Origin of the sequence: Sphingobacterium griseoflavum, from assembly GCF_014653155.1 — a bacterium.
Taxonomy (GTDB): Bacteria; Bacteroidota; Bacteroidia; order Sphingobacteriales; family Sphingobacteriaceae; genus Sphingobacterium; species Sphingobacterium griseoflavum.
Genome location: NZ_BNAF01000004.1, coordinates 81,688 through 99,152 on the forward strand (window position 1 = coordinate 81,688; position 17,465 = coordinate 99,152).

Below are 17,465 nucleotides of genomic sequence, written 5' to 3' on the forward strand. Positions count from 1 at the left end.
GGCGAATGTCACTATGGCAGATAATTGATTTTGCTTCCCGTTTCTGGATCATTATATACATTCACGGCGCGAGGTATACGCTCCTTCAACTCCTCCACATGGGATATGATGCCTACAATGCGATTCTCTCGGTGGAGATATTGTAGGGTCTCAAACACGGTATTCATACTCTCGGCGTCTTGCGTGCCAAATCCCTCGTCAATAAAGAAGAAATTTTTATCGGCATGGTTGAGCGTTTGTATACTTTCAGCGAGCGCCAAGGCCAGGCACAGCGATGCTTGAAAACCTTGCCCGCCAGATAGCGTCTTTACAGAGCGTCTAAAACCATTGTTCAAGTAGTCCACCACCTCAAATTCATTGCTTTCGTTGATGGTTAGGCTCAAGTTGTTACGTGTCAGTCGGTGGAAACGTAAGTTGGCTATTTCGCAAAGACGCTGTAGGTGTATACTGGAAACGTAATTTACGAAGCCAGCTCCCCTGAACAGGTTTTCAAGTGTGGTCAAATTGCTCCTACGTAATGATACTTTTTCATACTCCTCTAATAGCTTTTCTTTTTTCTGCGTTTCGGCTAAAAGGTGTGCACACTCCTTTTCTAAAGCCCCAACGAAGCGGATGCGCAATTCCAGTTCCTCTTTTTTCAATTGGAACAACTGCACTTGTTCTTGGTATACGTCTTCCTGATAGTTATCGTCGGCGATTTTAGCCTCCAGCTCAACAAGCTGGTTGCCTGTCATTTGGAAATGGAGATTAAAGTTTTGGATGGCATCTCTAATCTGCATTACATTCAACTGCTTCTGGAGGATATGCTGCACCTCCATGATATCACTATACCCAAATTCATCCAACAGCGAGGATATCTCTGCTTGTTTCGTACTTAATTGTTGGTAAAGGTGATGAAACTGTTCCTTGGCAGCATGACGTTCACCAGTGATCGCCGCAAATTCGGTTTTCAGCCGTTGTATAGTCTCGGTCAAAGACCTATGACTATCTTCTAGATATTTTATACGGTTCTCGGTTTGCTGTTTACGGCTGATCAACGCAGTTTCTTTCTGTTGCGCAAATTCAGCGAGGGTGAGCACTTGCAATTGCTGCTCGCTCTGTCGGACGAGGCTATCCACGACTACCAGCTCTTGTTCCAAGTTTGACAGGGTGGTTTTATATTTCTCAACCTTGTTTTGGACAGATACAAGACGTTGGCGTAACTCTTTTAATTCGAGCTCGACATTCCTAATGGTGTTTTCAGCCATTTGATTCTTGCTTTTATACAAGAGAAAGGGCTCCTTATCATCGGCAGAGAAATCTTTCCATACGAAGGCCGACATGTGTGCGGTATACTGGTTTTCGAGTTGGGTTAGCGATACGTTGAGTTGCTGTACCTGCATACTTTTCTCTGCATGCAGTATACTTGCATGGGTCAATTCTTGGAACGTATTTTTCAATCCGGTTAAACAGTCGTGTATGGTACTCTGTTTCGATTTGAGTTCATTCTGCCAGAGAGATACATCATGTGTCTCTCGGTGTTGAGGATGTTCAAGGGATCCGCACAGTGGGCAGGGGTATCCATCAACTAGGTTTTCTGAAAATTCGATCAATGCCACTTGAACCTGCAGTTGTGTTTCCTCTTTTTGCAGATCAAGCAGTTGCTGCTGGTATTGCTGCTCTAATTGGCGAATTTCCCCTTCCCAATTATCCATATGAAGCTTGTTGACAGTGAATTTTTTTTCTGCCAACGCCCTGTCATTTTCCCAAATTTCCCCTTGTTTTTTGGCATCGTAAATCTTATCTAATAACGTATCCTGCGTTTGATACCAGCTTTCTAGGGCAAGTAGGATTGCTGTATCCACCTTTTTCTGTTTTAGAGATTCCAGAAACAGTTCCTTTTCTTGCAATGTTTCCAACAATGCGCGTTCCTCTTCTTTGACTTGTCCGAGGTATGGTTTGCCGTCTTCCAGACGTTTGCCTATGATGCGTTTTTGCTCGCGTTGTTGTTGGATTTGAATAAGTAGCTTTAGGTCTTGACTTTCGCGTTTGAACTTTTCAAGCTGCAGATAATCGGATTCTATTTTTCGCCACTGCTTTTCCTGTTCCTCCAAATGGGAGAGGGTCTCCTCTTTGCGGGTTGTCAATTGTTGTATGCGCAGGGTCACCAGCTCCTTGTCCTTGTTGAGCGTCTGCGCATGCTGGAGAATCTCTTTGAAAGCATGTAGTGTGCTTTCGTAAATTGCCAGCTCCTGTTGCTGCTGAAGGATTTTGGGCAGCTCGTCCCGTAGCTGCGCAACTTCCATTTGCTTAACGGTGAGTTCCGCCCTCAGACGTTTGCTCTCTGCCATACGGCTTAGTGCAATCTCCAATGCGGCCGTCTCTTCTTTTAAGTTATTCAGGTTTAGCTGAGCGTTTGTTAACTCCTCTCGTTTGGCCTGCAAAATCTCGGAACTCACCGATTCAAATCCAGATAGCGCTCCTTTGAGCACTTCCATCTTACTATTGTTTTGGCGTTGTAAGAGAGATACCTTAGGACCTAGATCGAAACGATTCAGGTGAAAAATTTCCTTCATCATCTCGGATCGGTCCTTTCCTCGAAGTTCTAAAAATTCTTTGAATTGCCCCTGTGGAATAATAATGGTGCGTCTGAAGTTTGCGTAGGTCAGACGTGTGATTTCTGCACCATCTGCGGAATCAAGAGGTAGCCATCGGCCCTCTCGCCATTCGTAAGCGTATCGCTCTAGGGCGGTCGTTTCTTCGAACTTCTTTCGCCTTTTCCACTGCGCAACAAAGCGAAATTTACGCTGATCAAAATTGTAAAACTCGAAGACTATGCAAGCCTGATCAGACTGCAGGTTGAGCATGTTATATGTGCGTTTTTCCTGTTTGTTGAGACGCTCTGTCTCGCCATACAGTGCGAAACTGATAGCTTCGATGATCGAGGATTTTCCGGAACCTACTTTTCCAAATATGCCGAAAAGACCTGCTTCGGTTAACGTTGTAAAATCAATTTCCTGTTTTTGTTGATAGGAGTATAATCCTTCAATACTTAAATATAAAGGTAGCACGCTTTATTCCTCCGTTTCTGTTTCGCTATTCATTACTTCATTCAGTAGCTGCATGATCTCGGCATTGGGCTCTTGTCCAAAGCGATATTGGAAGTAATCCTTGAAAAGAGCATCCACCTCCTGATCCAAGTTAATGGACTGTACTTTATCTTCCGTCATTTCTTCCGATTTTACGACCGGTATAACGTGGATGATACCGTCGTGTGCCTCGTGAATTCTTTTTAGTGCTCCGGAGCTCACAAATGTGTTGCTGATAAGCGTAAGTTCTACCAAGGTATACGGATTGGCTTGAAGCCAGATTACCGCTTCATCAATATCCATGAACCTTTTGCGGTGAAGCCTTCGTCCGCTTTGCAACGGGATTTTATTATATCGCACAGACTGGCCGGGGACGGCCTCAACGAGGACGACGCCTTTTTCTTGTCCGGCTTCGGAAAACGAATAAGCCAGTGGACTGCTGGAATATACTACGGGCGATCCGTGTCCCCCAATTTCCTGAAAACGGTGTAAATGGCCCAAAGCGGTATATTGAATCTGCGGCGGGATGCCATCCGAGTAGATCAAGTCGGCATGGCCTACCTTGATGGGTTTTTCTCCTTCCGGTTCTTCTAGAAGCTGACCTCCGCGTTTGAGCATGTAAAGATGGGCGGTAAGCATATTGACCCCGCGTTTATCGCAATGCTTATCGGCCACTGTCTGCCAATGCTGATGCAACACCTCATTTAACTTTTGCTCTTTACCGTCCAATCCGAGAAATTGCCTGAGCCGAAGTTCGTTGGCAAAAGGCGTATGTATAAAACGGATAGGGTAGTCATATCGAGGCAACAACAGTTCGATAAAGCCCTCATCTGTCTTCGAAATAGCGTAACCATGCTGCACCTCAAATGCTGTTACTTGAGCTTTGGGATAACCAATAAAGATAATACCGCACTCGCGAGCCAAAATATCTGGTGCATCTATTCTATCTGCGCTGTCATGATTGCCGGCTATCACAATGACGGGACGCTGGCCATTATTGCTCAAGCAACGTAAGGTCTTATAAAGAAGTTCTACCGCTTCTACGGGAGGATTGAACGTGTCAAAAATATCTCCGGCGATAACAACGACATCGACATCCTCTCGATTTGCTATATCGGTTATTTCGTTCAGCACGTCTCGCTGCTCATCCAAACGAGAAAAATAATCTAGTTTTTTTCCGAGGTGCCAATCTGCTGTATGTAATATCTTCATCCTGATTTTAAATTTGGATAATAAACAATGAACATGAAATATTCGCTTATGCTAACACCGTTTGGAAAACATCACGGGCATTTCGCCGGGCCGGCATATCTACGATTTTACTTCGTCACCCTAGATTTTTTTGATCGCGTTGTTTCTCGGAATGTCCCAAGTGTTTCGTAGGATTGACGATGTCCCGCACCAACTGTTTGAGCTCTTTGATCTCTGGAAACCTTCCTTCTACTTTTCTGTCGAAAAGCAGTTTGTTTCCTACGGAAACACAAAAATCCCCGGCACGCTCGCTCGGGACTAGGGTCACGCCATAGATATCATCCACGAAAGTGCTCAAAAGCTCTTGGGCGAAGTATGCTGCACGCAGCATCCATCCACATTTCGGGCAGTATACAATGGTAACCGTTTCTTTCATGACAGCTCCTTTTTTTCAAAAGTAAACAAATCGAAGGACAGATAAAACCTTATTTTGCGGATCGCGACGACCGTTTGGTTGATCCGGGTTAACTGTTTTCGAAAAAAACTGATCGGGCAAGGGCAGTCCATTCATTTTTTTAATTGAGTATCTGCCTACATTGTTGTATTTTAGAAGGCTGAAATTAATTAATCATAGATGCTAGCAACGAGATTAACATGAATTGGATAATTTTTTTGCCAATGCTGCTTCTTGTCGTACAAGTTTCGCATGCCCAGCAACAGGCAGTAAAAGGAAGGACATCGTATAACTTTTTGATTGATACGGAGCAGTATGATAAAGAAAAGAAAAACCCACTTTTGATTTTTTTACATGGTAAAAGCCTCTCTGGACATGATCTAGATCGTGTGAAGCGCTATGGTGTGCTGTATGCTAAGAATAGGGGCGTGTCGATGCCAGCTTCAATAGTCGTAGCACCGCAAACTTCAAACGGCTGGGATCCCGATAAAGTCAAAGAAGTGTTGACTTATGTCGTCGATAACTACAACGTTGATAAAGATCGGGTGTATGTTTGCGGGATGAGTATGGGGGGCTATGGTACCATGGATTTTGTGGGTAGATATCCGGAATTGGTGGCCGCTGCTGTGGCTATTTGTGGAGGAGGAAGTTTAAAATATGCGGAATCGTTGGCTACCGTCCCTCTATGGATACAGCACGGCAGTGCAGATCGAGCTGTGCCAGCATCCGAATCGAAGAAAATTTATCAAGCTATAAAAAAAGCCAACCCCGATGCAAAAGCCAAACTAACCATCATTCCCGGTGGCACGCACGGTAGTGTAGAACGGCTTTTCCACCGCGATGATATTTATGAATGGTTATTTGCGCATACAAGGAACAGCAGCCGCGTATTTTGATTTACTAAATATTTTAGTAAATTTGTGCATGGATTCAGATCATTCGCATGAAGCATACATCAAGGGAAGGGGAGCACAGGTCAATCCCCATAACAAATTCTTTTCCCAGCAATATGTTCAGGAACATATAGAAGGTTTGGACGAACATTTTGCGGGTTCTGCGCGCACAAAAATTATTGCAACCTATCCAAAAGTAATCCTGTCCAAGGTAGATAGCCCAGACATTGGCTTCTACCAGTCGCTTAATCCTTATCAAGGCTGCGAGCACGGTTGCATCTATTGCTACGCGCGAAACTCACATGAGTATTGGGGGTTTAGTGCCGGCCTTGATTTTGAGCGAAAAATATTGGTCAAGTACGACGCGGTAGCGTTGCTTAAAAAAGAGTTTGAAAAGAAAAGCTACCGCCCAGAGACAATTTTCATGTCGGGGAATACAGACTGTTATCAGCCTATCGAGCGTAAGTTGGGTATCACGCGGCAGCTACTATCTACTATGTTGACCTACAAACATCCGGTATCGCTGATCAGTAAAAACGTGTTGATGTTGCGTGACTTGGATATACTTGGGGCATTGGCGGAGTTGGGATTGGTGAGCGTATCGGTGACCATCAATAGCTTGCGGGAGGAAGTTCGTCGGAAAATGGAACCTCGAACAGCGAGCGCCGCGGCGCGGCTAAAATTAATCGAACGGTTAGCAGAAAGGCAGATCCCGGTATCGCTGATGATTGCGCCCATCGTACCAGGGATAAATAGCGACGAGATGCCTGCGCTTATTAAGTGTGCCGCTGATGCGGGAGCAAAGTGGGCGAGTTACACGATCGTTCGTTTAAATGGCGCCATTGGAGATATCTTCCGTGATTGGGTACACAAGAACTATCCCGATCGTGCAGCCAAGGTTTTGCACGGTATTGCATCTTGTCACGGCGGTAAAATCAACGATAGCGAATGGGGGCGCCGAATTCGTGGAAATGGGGAAGTTGCTGCTGGTATCCAACAATTGTTCAATTGTGCGGCAAGTAAATATATGTGGAATGGGGATCGACCGATGCTCCGTACCGATCTATTTGAACGGCCCAGCCAAAGTGGGCAGATGCGGTTGTTTTGACGACCTTATGCAACATGACCCTTATAAAATAAATAAGCCCTTCAGAAACCTGTAGTCTCCGAAGGGCTTTACAATCGATGGGATTTAAGCTTGCTGGACTGGAGCCGGCGCCTCCTCGTCAAACAGTGGAAGCTCTTTGATAATGTTATACCAAGAAATAATTTTTTTGATATCTGATGAATATACGCGGGATTCATCATGCCCTGGCGCTACCCCGCGGAAAAATTCGCGTAAGGTGTTACCATCAGCCTTTAGATCCGGTATCTCTTGTTCACCAGTTTTCATCGTTTCAAAAATATCCAATAACCTGATTTCCTCTTCCTCTCCATAGATAGTGATGTCCTCCAAGGTGGCCATCTTGGTCGTCGATAGATTTACCGTCGATTTCACCTTTTTTTCGTCCAAAGATTCAAGGATGAAGCCACCCTTGTTCTGACCGATCAATTTAAAAAGTCCCGGTTTTCCCGTGACGGATACTAACGCTCTTAAATTCATATAAAGGAGATTAATCTTCAATTACTTCAATGGCCAATATGCGATCGCCCTGACGGATGTCATCGACTACATCAACGTTTTCGATTACTTTGCCGAAACAGGTATGGTTTCTGTCTAAATGGGCGGTATTGTTTCTACTGTGGCAAACGAAAAATTGAGATCCGCCGGTGTTGCGTCCTGCATGGGCCATGGAAAGCACACCACGGTCGTGATATTGATTTTCGCCCGTCAGTTCACAGTCTATTTTGTATCCGGGACCGCCTGTTCCGGGTACTCCTGTCGCACCTTCACGGCTATTTGGGCAGCCTCCCTGAATGACGAAATCCGGGATTACGCGGTGAAAAGTAAGTCCATCATAATAGCCTGATTTCGCTAGTTTGATGAAATTTGCCACCGTATTTGGAGCGTCTTCCGTGTAGAATTGTACGGTCATGTCGCCTTTTTCTGTCTTAATAATTGCTTTGCTCATAGTTGACTTATTACTTATGGAATTGCAAAGATAAAGTTTCTGCGGTAAATGTGCCGATAGAAATGGTTAAGAATTGTTAATGGATTCCGGGATAGATTTTTTTATTTTATTTTTACTAAAAAAATTAGTAAATTAGCGCTGTAGGAAATTGCGGAGATGAGAGAACATAGACTCGTAATTCGAGAGTGGTCAGAAGCTGATCGTCCTCGGGAAAAACTTATGGAACTGGGAAGGCGTTCGTTAACCAACGCCGAATTGATGGCGATCCTAATTGGCTCAGGTTCGCCCGATGAGAGTGCTGTATCATTGTGCAGGCGTATACTCTCGGGCGCCAACAATAGTCTGGATAACATCGCTAAACTAGAAGTAAAAGAACTGTGTCGCTATAAAGGTATTGGCGAAGCAAAAGCTATTTCTATCATGGCCGCCTTAGAACTAGGTCGACGCCGGCGCGAATCCGAGCCCGAATCTAAGCCTTTGCTGAACAGCAGTAGGCGCGTTTACGATTATTTTCGATTTACCATGCAGGATTTGGAGCATGAAGAGTTTTGGGTGCTCTATTTGAATACGGCTTGCAAGCTTCAGGATAAGCAATTGATAGGGCGTGGTGGTAATGATTTTACACCGGTCGATGTACGTTTTATACTCAAGTTTGCCTTACAGAATACTGCGAGCTCCATCATTCTTATGCATAACCACCCATCTGGCACATTGAAAGCAAGTCAGGCCGACAAACAATTGACTAAGCAAATTGTCAGCGCGACGGCTCTATTGGATATCAGCGTCAGCGACCACCTCATTTTTACCAACAATTCTTATTACAGCTTTCGGGACGAGGGATTGTTATAAGAGAGCAGTCGATGCATACAAAAGGACCTCCTGCTGTTTCAATTTTTAGAGCAACAGCAGGAGGCACTTGCTAGATTTCGTGCTAAAGCACTAAAATAGGCCGAACATCTCTGCTTCGATCTTTCCTATGATTTTTCCCAGATCTTCTGGGTTATTGGCGAAATCCAAATTGTCCTTATCGATCACCAAGAGCTTACCGTCACTATAGTTTCCGATCCATTTTTCGTATTTTTCGTTCAACTTTGACAGATAATCCAACCGGATCGCCGATTCGTAATCACGTCCTCTTTTTTGAATATTGCTGACCAGAGTGGGTACCGATGCGCGCAGATAGATCAGTAGATCTGGAGGTTTAATGTAATGTATGATGCTTTGGAATATATTACTGTAGTTTTCAAAATCGCGGGCGCTCATCAAGCCCATATCATAGAGATTTTCCGCAAAAATGTAAGCGTCTTCATAAATGGTGCGGTCTTGAATCATGTTTATCCCGCGGCTCTGCAAATCAACTATATGACGAAAACGACTGTTCAGAAAAAATATCTGCAGATTGAAGGCCCAACGTTTCATGTCGCTGTAGAAATCTTCCAGATAGGGATTATTCTCTACCGCTTCAAATTGAGGTTCAAAATTGAGATGACGAGCTAGTTTCTCCGTCAACGTCGTTTTTCCAGCTCCAATATTTCCCACGATGGCTAAGTGCATGTTCTCCAGTTAAAGTGTATAAGAAAATTTTATGTACGATCTTGCTATTAATATAGACGTTTTATGCCAATAATATCTCTGATTTCTCGGATGGTTTTTCTAGCACTTTCACTTGCTTTTTCCGCACCCATTTTAACAACCCGTTGTACATACTCCTGATCATTCGAGATTTCTTGTATACGGGAGCGCACGGGATCTGTGGCAAGTACCATATCTTCGGCAAGCTGTTTCTTGAAGTCGCCGTAACGGATTGTACAGGTATTATACAGTTCTTCAAAATGACTGAGCGTATCGGGCTTGGAAACCACCTTCATCAAGTCAAACAAGTTCTGTATCGCTTCAGGTTTTGGCTGGTTTATTTCTGTGGGGCCCGAATCGGATACGGCGCGCATTACTTTTTTGCGGATGACGTCCGGTGCATCACTTAAGTACACACAGCTAGCCTCGCCATTCGATTTTCCCATTTTTCCGTTGCCATCAAGACCGGGGATTTTAACAAGCTTGTCGCTATACGTAAAAGCAAAAGCTTCTTTGAAATAGTCTACCTGATAAAGCCGGTTGAAGCGATTGCCAAAGGTACGTGTCATCTCTAAGTGCTGCTCTTGATCTTTACCCACGGGAACTTTCGTGCCATGGTGAAGCAAAATATCGCAGGCCATCAAAACGGGATAAGTCAGCAAACCCGCGTTGACATTATCCGGATTTGCACGTACTTTATCTTTGAAGGCCGTCGCGCGCTCGAGTTCCCCCAGATAGGCGTTCATATTCATATATAGATATAATTCGGCAACTTCAGGAACATCAGATTGTATGTATATCGTAGACTTTTCGGGATCTATTCCGGCAGCGAGGTACTCGACAACGACTTCGCGTACGGTACGCCCGAGATCGCCGGGCGTGGGGTGTGTGGTCAGGGAGTGTAAGTCGGCAATGAAAAAGAAGCAATTATATTCCTCCTGCATTTTTACGAAATTGCGCAGGGCTCCATAATAATTGCCCAAATGTAATTTTCCGGTACTTCTGATACCGCTAACAACAGTTTCCTTCATGTCGCGAATTTACGTAATAATTGCCAATTCCGCGAAAGCGGTACTTATTAGTTTTTCTGCTTGATTCATTTAGAATAAAGCGCATGTTTTCGGCTGTGCCGAACAACGAACACTGGTCCTCGCCTGATCGTTTTTTAAAGGTTTTTTGCCTCGTTCCAGTAAACATCCATCTCCTCGAGCGTCATCTCTTGCAAAGATTGCCCGGTCTCCATCGCACGCTTTTCGAGGTGGGAGAAACGCTGTATGAATTTTTTGTTGGTACGCTCCAATGCATTCTCGGGGTTTATATCCAAATGTCGGGCGTAATTTATCAAAGAGAATAGCAGGTCACCGAATTCTGCTTCCGCTTTTTCCTTGTTCACCATTTGTCCCGCTTCGATATTGAACTCCTCTTTAAATTCAGACAGTTCTTCCTCAACTTTTTTCCAAACTTGACTTGGGTCTTCCCAATCAAAGCCGACGCCACGTACCTTGTCTTGTATGCGATAAGCTTTTACCAGCGCAGGGAGTCCTTTTGGCACGCCCGACAAAACGGACTTGTTGCCTTCAGCGAGTTTAAGCGATTCCCAATTTTTCTTGACATCTTCGTCGTCTTGCACCTCCACATCACTGTATATATGTGGGTGGCGAGCAATAAGTTTGTCGCATACCGCATTCATGACGTCCACTATCTCGAACTTATCCTGCTCGCTAGCGATCTTGGCGTAAAAAACCAAATGCATCATGACATCCCCAAGCTCTTTTTTGATCTCCACGAAATCCTTTTCCAAGATGGCGTCAGTTAGCTCGTACATTTCCTCGATGGTCAGATGCCTAAGGGATTCCATGGTCTGCTTTCGATCCCACGGACAGGCGATACGGAGCGTGTCTAAAATAAGGAGTAGCCTTTCGAAGGCTTTTCCTGGTTCGTATTCGGGGGTAGGTGCTATATGCGGCATGGACAGGTGTTCTTAACGTTTCGACTGGATTACAGATGGTCAAAAATACTTATTTTCGGCTACATGCGCAATGTATAGTGTTTATACACCCCAATTCGCAAATACTTTTGTTGCTGAAATCGGGTTTAACCAAAAATAATAAAACCGAAGGAGGGTTGCGAGTGTTATTTAGGGGAAAGGATAATTATTATGGAGACAAAGCACAATTATGAAACCACCGACGTGGCCTTGGCAAATTTGCAGGGAATGGGTTACAATATCGACTTTAATGTTGAATTTGATGAGATCTTGAAAGATGCAGACCACTACAAGATAGATCATTTGTATCGTTATGAAGGGGCGTCTAATCCAGACGATGAATCTACGGTATACGGTATATCGAATGAGCAAAACGGTAAAAAAGGCGTTTTTGTGGCCGGCAATTTATCACTTATTGAGGGTAAGAAAAGGGACGTTATTTTAAAGTTGGAAATCAAATACAAGCAGGATAGAAAGGCTGGACAGTAGCCTATTTATGGTGCTGTTAGGTTGTAAGCCATCGGGAAGGTTTACCGAACAGCATGATATCTTCTTTGGGATTGCGGGTTCATTGGGCGAGCTCAAGACTACCATGGTTGATTTTTGGCCGGAAGCGGAGGGTCAATTACATGTGGACGCTTGGCGGAAGGTAAGCTCGGTGGAAGGGTATCGCATCGCGGTGGTGCCGCGAGAACAAGCGGTATCAAGCAAATGGAAGCTTTTTTTTGTGAACCTAGGAGGTTACCGAGGGCAAGACTTTGAAGAGTACCATTATAAACAGCTTGTGGTTGCGGAGGATGTAGCCAGCGCCACAAAAGCAGCGAAGAGCAGTTCATTTTTCAAAGACTATATTTCGCCTCATATAGACGATAAATACGGTTTGGATGTGGACGATGTGTTTTCGGTGGAAGATGCGCTTCCCTTGTCGATGCGTGAACATTTTAAGCTTTACATCGAAAGCAACGTTTCTGGAGCTGCTCCAGACAAGATCGAGGTTGGCTATATCAAATTTTCGAAGCTACAAGCTTAATCATGCGGGCTGCGGCTTCGCGCTCTAAGCATCGTTAGAAAAACGGGATGTGTGCGAAAACCACCATCCCGCTTTTTTAACTATATTCCCATTTCTTTTAGGATGAATTGGGCATTATCTATCTTGTCTGCGATCCATAGTACATAACGGATATCCACGCCGATAGACCGGCTATAGTCCTCGTTCCAAGCGAAGTCATTTATCGTGGCATCGTACGACCGGTCGAAATTTACACCCACCAGCTCGCCGTAAGCATTCATAATGGGAGAACCGGAGTTGCCTCCTGTTGTATCCATATTGTACAATATATTAACCGGGACATCATTTAAATCTTTTTTTGCATAGGCACCAAAGTTTTTAGCCAGCCAAGCCGTTTTGATGCTTTCGGGATAGGCAAACTCTTCTAAACCGGAATTGCCCTTTTCAATTAATCCTTTTATTGTCGTAAAAGGTTTCATGTAGGTAGCGTCCACAGGGCTGTAGCCTTTTATGTTGCCGAAGGTCAGGCGCAGCGTCGAGTTCGCATCGGGTATAAAGTTTTTGGCTTGGTACTTTTCCTTGACGGCAACGTAATCGCCCATCAATCTGTTCAGTATCCCTTCTCGTCGTTTCTGTTCCTCGTTAAACGCTGTAAGTTCCGTATCGAGTTCCTTCTGTACCGAGAGCAATTCATCTTGATAATTCTTGAACGTCTGAACATCTTTCATTACGCTGCCGTAAAGCGTTCCCTTATCGTTCATTTTCGTATTCTCGATCGCATCGGCCATAAAGGATGCAGCATTGTTGGCGCTGGAAAAGTTCCGTTTGGAGAAAAAGGCAAGGTTATTTGCGTCGGTAAACGAATAAGCATCGCTGAACATTCGAGAAGCAATGGCACTATCTACGCTCTGATCGTAACTTGCGTATATTGCATCGAGATGGCGTTGCACCTCACGCTTGTTCAATGCAAAAAATTCCTCCTGTGCTTTTACACCGTTTTGTTTAAGAATAGCAGCTTTAAAGTTATTTAAAGCACTAGCGACACGTAGCAACGAGGTGGAACTGTAAAGGTTGTTGAACCAAAGTTCTTTTTCAGCAGTTTCGAAAACGGATTGGTAATGCTTATCGATATCGGCCATCAGGCTGCCATACTTATCTTTCAGATCCGGCTTACTCAATATAAATTGTGCCAACTGTTCATCTTCCATCCGCTTCTGTGTGATCAAGTCGATATTTTGCAATCCCTTGAGTTTCCCCCGGTAGTTTTTTAAGACATTTGCATTCCTTTTTACGCGTGTAGCCAACGCAAGTTCTGTAGAAACCTGCTCTTTCCCTGCTTTCAACATTTGCTGGTTTTGAAAGTCATACAGATTTGATGTATAAGGCAACAGAAATTTTTCCTGGTATGCTATATACTGGGCGGGACGATGTCTGAATGTACGTCCAGGATAGCCTAATATAAACACAAAATCATTTTCATGAACGCCCTGCGGATTTATCTTAAGATGTTTTTTTGGTTTGTAAGGCACATTTTGGGTGCTGAATTTGGCTGCCGATCCATCCGAAGCAACATACGCCCGAAGGAAAGAAAAATCGCCCGTATGGCGAGGCCACACCCAGTTGTCTGTTTCACCCCCAAACTCGCCAATATCTTGTCTAGGGACATAAACCAAACGCACATCTTCAATGGTTTTGTAGCGAAAGAGCACATAGGTTTTTCCGATGAACATCTCCGAAACCTCCGCTTTTATTGTGGGGTCTTTAGCTTCGGCTTTTTGCGCGATTTCCGCACGTTTTCTATTGATTGTGTTTATCCGCTCGATAGGGTCGCTGAGTGTCGATACGGCATCCAATATCTCGCTGGAAACATCGCTGTACGATTCCGTGATGCGTATAGTTAATCCTTTGGCTTCGATTTCCTGTTCAAGGCCATTTGCGACAAATCCATTTTTCAAGTAATTGAATTCAGGCGAACTGGCCAATTGTACCGCACTGAATGCGCAATGGTGATTGGTTATGATTAATCCATTTGGTGAAACAAATGAACCCGTGCATCCACTAACTTGGACCAATGCATCAACAAGGCCGATCTGCCCAGGGTTGTAAATCTCCTTCTCTGCGATCTTCAATCCTGCTTTTTTTAAACCGGCTCTTGCCAGTTCGCTTAGCGGAAACATGCCCTCATCGGGGATGGCCGAGAAATTAAAAGCACTGGCAGTGACCAATAAGCAACAGAGCAAGGCTCCTTTCACGTTCAATTTTATCATCATGATCTAAATTAAGAATAGGTCAAAGTTAATAAACATTTTTAAGTGTGCCATGCCGACACGATAGGGGATAGTGCTGTATATTTGATAAGAATAGAAAAAGTTTGTAAGCAGCACGAAATTTTAATTTTTAGGCAACTGAAGCAGAAAAACGCTGTTGGATTTCCTACCTTTGCATAGCTAAAATTTATAGCATGACACTCGTTCAATTGGAATACATTATTGCCGTGGATACTTACCGTAGTTTTGTTGCAGCGGCCGAACACTGCTATGTGACACAGCCTACATTAAGTATGCAGGTGCAAAAGTTGGAGGAATCGATCGGAGCGAAGATTTTCGATCGTAGTCGACAGCCTGTCGTTCCGACCGAAATTGGAGAAAAGATCATTAAGCAGGCGCGTATCATTCTAAATGAAAGCAAGAAAATTGCGGAGCTGCTGCAAGAGAGTAAAGGGGAGGTTTCCGGCGAGCTCAAAATAGGTGTCATACCTACAGTTGCTCCATATCTATTGCCGGATATATTGACCACTTTTCTAAGAAGGTATCCAAAGTTACAACTCCAGATTTGGGAATATACTACGGAGCGCATCATCCAAGAGTTGAAGCTGGGCAAGTTGGACTGTGGTATCTTGTCGACGCCGCTTCATGAATCGGGTATCGAGGAGACTCCGCTATACTATGAAACATTTGTAGCTTACGTATCCGAAGCAAGCAGCCTTTACCAGAAGAAAATGGTGACGACAGATGAGATAGCGGATAAAAAGCTTTGGCTGTTAAACGAGGGGCACTGTATGCGTGGACAGGTTCTGAACTTATGTCATTATAAACACAATCAAAGTTTGGAGGGAACTTTTGAATACAATACGGGAAGTGTTGAGACGTTAAAGCGAATGGTCGATATTAACGGCGGCTTGACGGTACTGCCGGAGATGAGCATTTTAAGCTACGATGAAGATCAGCTCGGGCAGGTGCGTTATTTTCGCTCCCCAGAGCCGGTTCGGGAAATCAGCATCGTGACCACGCCAAACTTCGTCAGAAAGCAGGCAGTAAACGCACTGAAAAACGAGATTATAGCACTCGTTCCCGATCGATTTAAAACAAAAAAGAAAAAGGAAGTCATGGGCTTCGAATTATAGTTGATAGCAAGTAAGCGATGAAATACACAATCTACAAAAAACTGGATCAGATAAACCGTTGGCGGATGAGGAAGATTCCTAATCGTAACTTTCTGATCATTCTGGCTTTTGTGGTAGGAGTGGTTGGTGGATTGGCCGCCGCCCTACTTAAAGGACTAACCCATTTTATTGCTTCGACTTTACAGAATGACATCGATTGGCAATTCAAATATTCCTTTTATTTGATTTTACCACTGTTTGGTATACTGTTCAGCGTGATTTACGTCCGTAAGTTTTTACGTGGCAAACGCTTGGAGCATGGTATAACGCCGATCATCTATTCCATTTCGCGAAAATCAAGTAGGATAGAACCACACAATATCTATTCGCAAATTGTCACCAGCGCTATTACGGTAGGGTTTGGCGGGTCATGTGGATTGGAGGCGCCTATCGCATACAGCGGATCAGCGATAGGTTCCAATACCGGACGCTTCTTTGGCCTGCAGTACAAAGAGATTACGATGCTGTTGGCATGTGGTGCCGCTGCTGGTATATCGGGCGCATTCAACAGTCCTATTGCAGGTATGATCTTCGCGATAGAAATTCTTTTACCGGAGTTTTCTATTCCAGCCTTTATTCCGTTATTGATATCTGCTGCGCTGGCCTCCGTGGTGTCACGGTTGCTTTACAGCGAACCCCTCTTCCATACGGCAACGACTGAATGGGAGGTGGAGGCCCTCTTCTTTTATGTCGTTTTAGCCGTTATCGTAGGTTTATACACGGTCTATTTTGCGAAGGTCAGCAATTTGGTAAAGCGATGGTTTGGACGTATTTCCAACCCCTACAATAAGGTGTGGCTCAGTGGAATATCCTTGGGCTTGATGATCTTTATATTTCCGGCCTTGTATGGCGAAGGTTATCTCACAATCCAGCAGATATTAGATGGTAAATTCGATTCTATTGTCCAAAATAGTCTTTTTTCCGACTATAAGAACTTGGCGTGGGTGGTGATATCCTACACCATTGTGACCTTGTTCGCGAAATCTTTTGCGTCTCTATTTACGCTAAACGGAGGGGGCAATGGTGGTGTTTTTGGACCGAGTTTAGTAATGGGTGGGCTGCTTGGTTTTGCCTTTGCCTACGGGATGAACCAAACGGGTTTTATCATGCTGAATGTGCCGAACTTTGTGATGGCAGGAATGGCCGGTGCATTGGCGGGCATCATGCACGCTCCATTAACAGGATTATTTCTTATTGCCGAAATAACCGGCGGCTATACCTTGATGGTCCCGCTGATGCTGGTGACGTCCATATCGTACTTGATCAACAGATCGATACTTAAACATTCGATCTACACGAAAGTGCTAGCGGAGTCGGGCGATCTGTTGTCTTACGAAGATAAAGACCGGACAGTGCTAAGTATGATGAAACTTCGTTACGTGCTAGAATCCAACTTTGTTGTTTTAAGGCCAAACGAGACTCCCCATGATAGAAAATCAGATATCATACATTCCAAACGAAATATATTTCCCGTGGTAGATGAGGACGGGGTCTTGCTTGGGACGATTTACAGCGAATATCTGTTTTCTGTACTATTGGGCGAGGAAGAGGGCGTAGAGAAAACGTTTGAAAAGCTAGCCCAAAAGCCCAACGATTTGATTAGGGAGAAGGAAAACATGGAGATCGTGATGTCGAAGATGAATCGGGATGATGTGTGGATTCTCCCTGTGGTAGACGAGAAAAATAGATATTTAGGCTTTATATCTAAATCAAGTGTATTCAATAAATATCGGGCACTTTTGGTGCGGCAGGGGCACTACCTTGAGTAGGCCATGCG

The 17,465-nt window shown here is 44.3% G+C and carries 16 protein-coding genes; 7 read left to right on the top strand and 9 right to left on the bottom strand.

What is annotated here, in order from left to right; translation table 11 throughout:
- Positions 1–11: 11 nt before the first annotated feature.
- From IE165_RS06160 to IE165_RS06170, 3 genes are all read right to left on the bottom strand, one after another.
- A complete protein-coding gene (locus tag IE165_RS06160; RefSeq protein ID WP_189625730.1) occupies positions 12–3,050 on the bottom strand; it encodes an AAA family ATPase in 3,039 nt (1,012 codons plus the stop codon).
- Positions 3,051–3,053: 3 nt separating this feature from the next.
- Complete coding sequence (locus tag IE165_RS06165) at positions 3,054–4,280, bottom strand: metallophosphoesterase family protein (protein ID WP_189625731.1); 1,227 nt, start codon at positions 4,278–4,280, stop codon at positions 3,054–3,056.
- Between the two features lie 115 nt (positions 4,281–4,395).
- The gene (locus tag IE165_RS06170) at positions 4,396–4,695 is read right to left on the bottom strand and encodes an Rdx family protein (RefSeq protein WP_189625732.1); all 300 of its coding nucleotides are present in this window, start codon (positions 4,693–4,695) and stop codon (positions 4,396–4,398) included.
- Positions 4,696–4,913: 218 nt separating this feature from the next.
- Between IE165_RS06170 and IE165_RS06175 the strand changes: the two genes are divergently transcribed.
- Positions 4,914–5,609 (top strand): carboxylesterase family protein, encoded by a 696-nt coding sequence (locus IE165_RS06175; protein ID WP_189625733.1) that lies wholly within the window; start codon positions 4,914–4,916, stop codon positions 5,607–5,609.
- 28 nt (positions 5,610–5,637) lie between these two features.
- The gene (locus IE165_RS06180) at positions 5,638–6,714 is read left to right on the top strand and encodes a PA0069 family radical SAM protein (RefSeq protein ID WP_189625734.1); all 1,077 of its coding nucleotides are present in this window, start codon (positions 5,638–5,640) and stop codon (positions 6,712–6,714) included.
- An 84-nt stretch (positions 6,715–6,798) separates the two neighbouring features.
- On the opposite strand, the gene IE165_RS06185 is transcribed toward IE165_RS06180, so the two are convergent.
- Entirely contained in the window at positions 6,799–7,209 is a 411-nt protein-coding gene (locus IE165_RS06185) for a DUF5606 family protein (RefSeq protein ID WP_189625735.1), read from the bottom strand.
- Positions 7,210–7,219: 10 nt separating this feature from the next.
- Positions 7,220–7,678: a peptidylprolyl isomerase gene (locus IE165_RS06190; protein ID WP_189625736.1), complete on the bottom strand. Its 459-nt coding sequence runs from the start codon at positions 7,676–7,678 to the stop codon at positions 7,220–7,222.
- 156 nt (positions 7,679–7,834) lie between these two features.
- On the opposite strand from IE165_RS06190, the gene radC reads away from it, so the two are divergent.
- Complete coding sequence (gene radC, locus IE165_RS06195; protein WP_189625737.1) at positions 7,835–8,527, top strand: RadC family protein; 693 nt, start codon at positions 7,835–7,837, stop codon at positions 8,525–8,527.
- Between the two features lie 90 nt (positions 8,528–8,617).
- On the opposite strand, the gene IE165_RS06200 is transcribed toward radC, so the two are convergent.
- From IE165_RS06200 to mazG, 3 genes are all read right to left on the bottom strand, one after another.
- Entirely contained in the window at positions 8,618–9,232 is a 615-nt protein-coding gene (locus IE165_RS06200; protein ID WP_189625738.1) for a deoxynucleoside kinase, read from the bottom strand.
- Positions 9,233–9,279: 47 nt separating this feature from the next.
- Positions 9,280–10,281: a tryptophan--tRNA ligase gene (gene trpS, locus IE165_RS06205; protein ID WP_189625739.1), complete on the bottom strand. Its 1,002-nt coding sequence runs from the start codon at positions 10,279–10,281 to the stop codon at positions 9,280–9,282.
- A gap of 134 nt (positions 10,282–10,415) precedes the next feature.
- Entirely contained in the window at positions 10,416–11,219 is an 804-nt protein-coding gene (gene mazG / locus IE165_RS06210) for a nucleoside triphosphate pyrophosphohydrolase (protein ID WP_189625740.1), read from the bottom strand.
- A gap of 189 nt (positions 11,220–11,408) precedes the next feature.
- Between mazG and IE165_RS06215 the strand changes: the two genes are divergently transcribed.
- Together IE165_RS06215 and IE165_RS06220 are read left to right on the top strand one after the other, a co-directional pair.
- A complete protein-coding gene (locus IE165_RS06215; RefSeq protein WP_189625741.1) occupies positions 11,409–11,726 on the top strand; it encodes a hypothetical protein in 318 nt (105 codons plus the stop codon).
- Positions 11,727–11,733: 7 nt separating this feature from the next.
- Complete coding sequence (locus IE165_RS06220) at positions 11,734–12,267, top strand: DUF1543 domain-containing protein (protein WP_189625742.1); 534 nt, start codon at positions 11,734–11,736, stop codon at positions 12,265–12,267.
- Between the two features lie 80 nt (positions 12,268–12,347).
- On the opposite strand, the gene IE165_RS06225 is transcribed toward IE165_RS06220, so the two are convergent.
- Positions 12,348–14,516, bottom strand: coding sequence for a S46 family peptidase (locus tag IE165_RS06225; RefSeq protein WP_229826384.1), 2,169 nt, complete (start codon positions 14,514–14,516; stop codon positions 12,348–12,350).
- 191 nt (positions 14,517–14,707) lie between these two features.
- On the opposite strand from IE165_RS06225, the gene IE165_RS06230 reads away from it, so the two are divergent.
- Both IE165_RS06230 and IE165_RS06235 read left to right on the top strand, forming a co-directional pair.
- Complete coding sequence (locus tag IE165_RS06230; RefSeq protein WP_189625743.1) at positions 14,708–15,649, top strand: hydrogen peroxide-inducible genes activator; 942 nt, start codon at positions 14,708–14,710, stop codon at positions 15,647–15,649.
- Positions 15,650–15,666: 17 nt separating this feature from the next.
- Positions 15,667–17,457, top strand: a complete 1,791-nt coding sequence (locus tag IE165_RS06235) for a chloride channel protein (RefSeq protein ID WP_189625744.1) — start codon at positions 15,667–15,669, stop codon at positions 17,455–17,457.
- Positions 17,458–17,465 lie beyond the last annotated feature (8 nt).

Bases quoted from the DNA above. Each gene is read 5' to 3' on its own strand.
- IE165_RS06165 (WP_189625731.1), bottom strand. From the start codon at position 4,280: ATGAAGATATTACATACAGCAGATTGGCACCTCGGAAAAAAACTAGAT.
- IE165_RS06170 (WP_189625732.1), bottom strand. From the start codon at position 4,695: ATGAAAGAAACGGTTACCATTGTATACTGCCCGAAATGTGGATGGATG.
- IE165_RS06175 (WP_189625733.1), top strand. From the start codon at position 4,914: ATGAATTGGATAATTTTTTTGCCAATGCTGCTTCTTGTCGTACAAGTT.
- IE165_RS06180 (WP_189625734.1), top strand. From the start codon at position 5,638: ATGGATTCAGATCATTCGCATGAAGCATACATCAAGGGAAGGGGAGCA.
- IE165_RS06185 (WP_189625735.1), bottom strand. From the start codon at position 7,209: ATGAATTTAAGAGCGTTAGTATCCGTCACGGGAAAACCGGGACTTTTT.
- IE165_RS06190 (WP_189625736.1), bottom strand. From the start codon at position 7,678: ATGAGCAAAGCAATTATTAAGACAGAAAAAGGCGACATGACCGTACAA.
- radC (WP_189625737.1), top strand. From the start codon at position 7,835: ATGAGAGAACATAGACTCGTAATTCGAGAGTGGTCAGAAGCTGATCGT.
- IE165_RS06200 (WP_189625738.1), bottom strand. From the start codon at position 9,232: ATGCACTTAGCCATCGTGGGAAATATTGGAGCTGGAAAAACGACGTTG.
- trpS (WP_189625739.1), bottom strand. From the start codon at position 10,281: ATGAAGGAAACTGTTGTTAGCGGTATCAGAAGTACCGGAAAATTACAT.
- mazG (WP_189625740.1), bottom strand. From the start codon at position 11,219: ATGCCGCATATAGCACCTACCCCCGAATACGAACCAGGAAAAGCCTTC.
- IE165_RS06215 (WP_189625741.1), top strand. From the start codon at position 11,409: ATGGAGACAAAGCACAATTATGAAACCACCGACGTGGCCTTGGCAAAT.
- IE165_RS06220 (WP_189625742.1), top strand. From the start codon at position 11,734: ATGGTGCTGTTAGGTTGTAAGCCATCGGGAAGGTTTACCGAACAGCAT.
- IE165_RS06225 (WP_229826384.1), bottom strand. From the start codon at position 14,516: ATGATGATAAAATTGAACGTGAAAGGAGCCTTGCTCTGTTGCTTATTG.
- IE165_RS06230 (WP_189625743.1), top strand. From the start codon at position 14,708: ATGACACTCGTTCAATTGGAATACATTATTGCCGTGGATACTTACCGT.
- IE165_RS06235 (WP_189625744.1), top strand. From the start codon at position 15,667: ATGAAATACACAATCTACAAAAAACTGGATCAGATAAACCGTTGGCGG.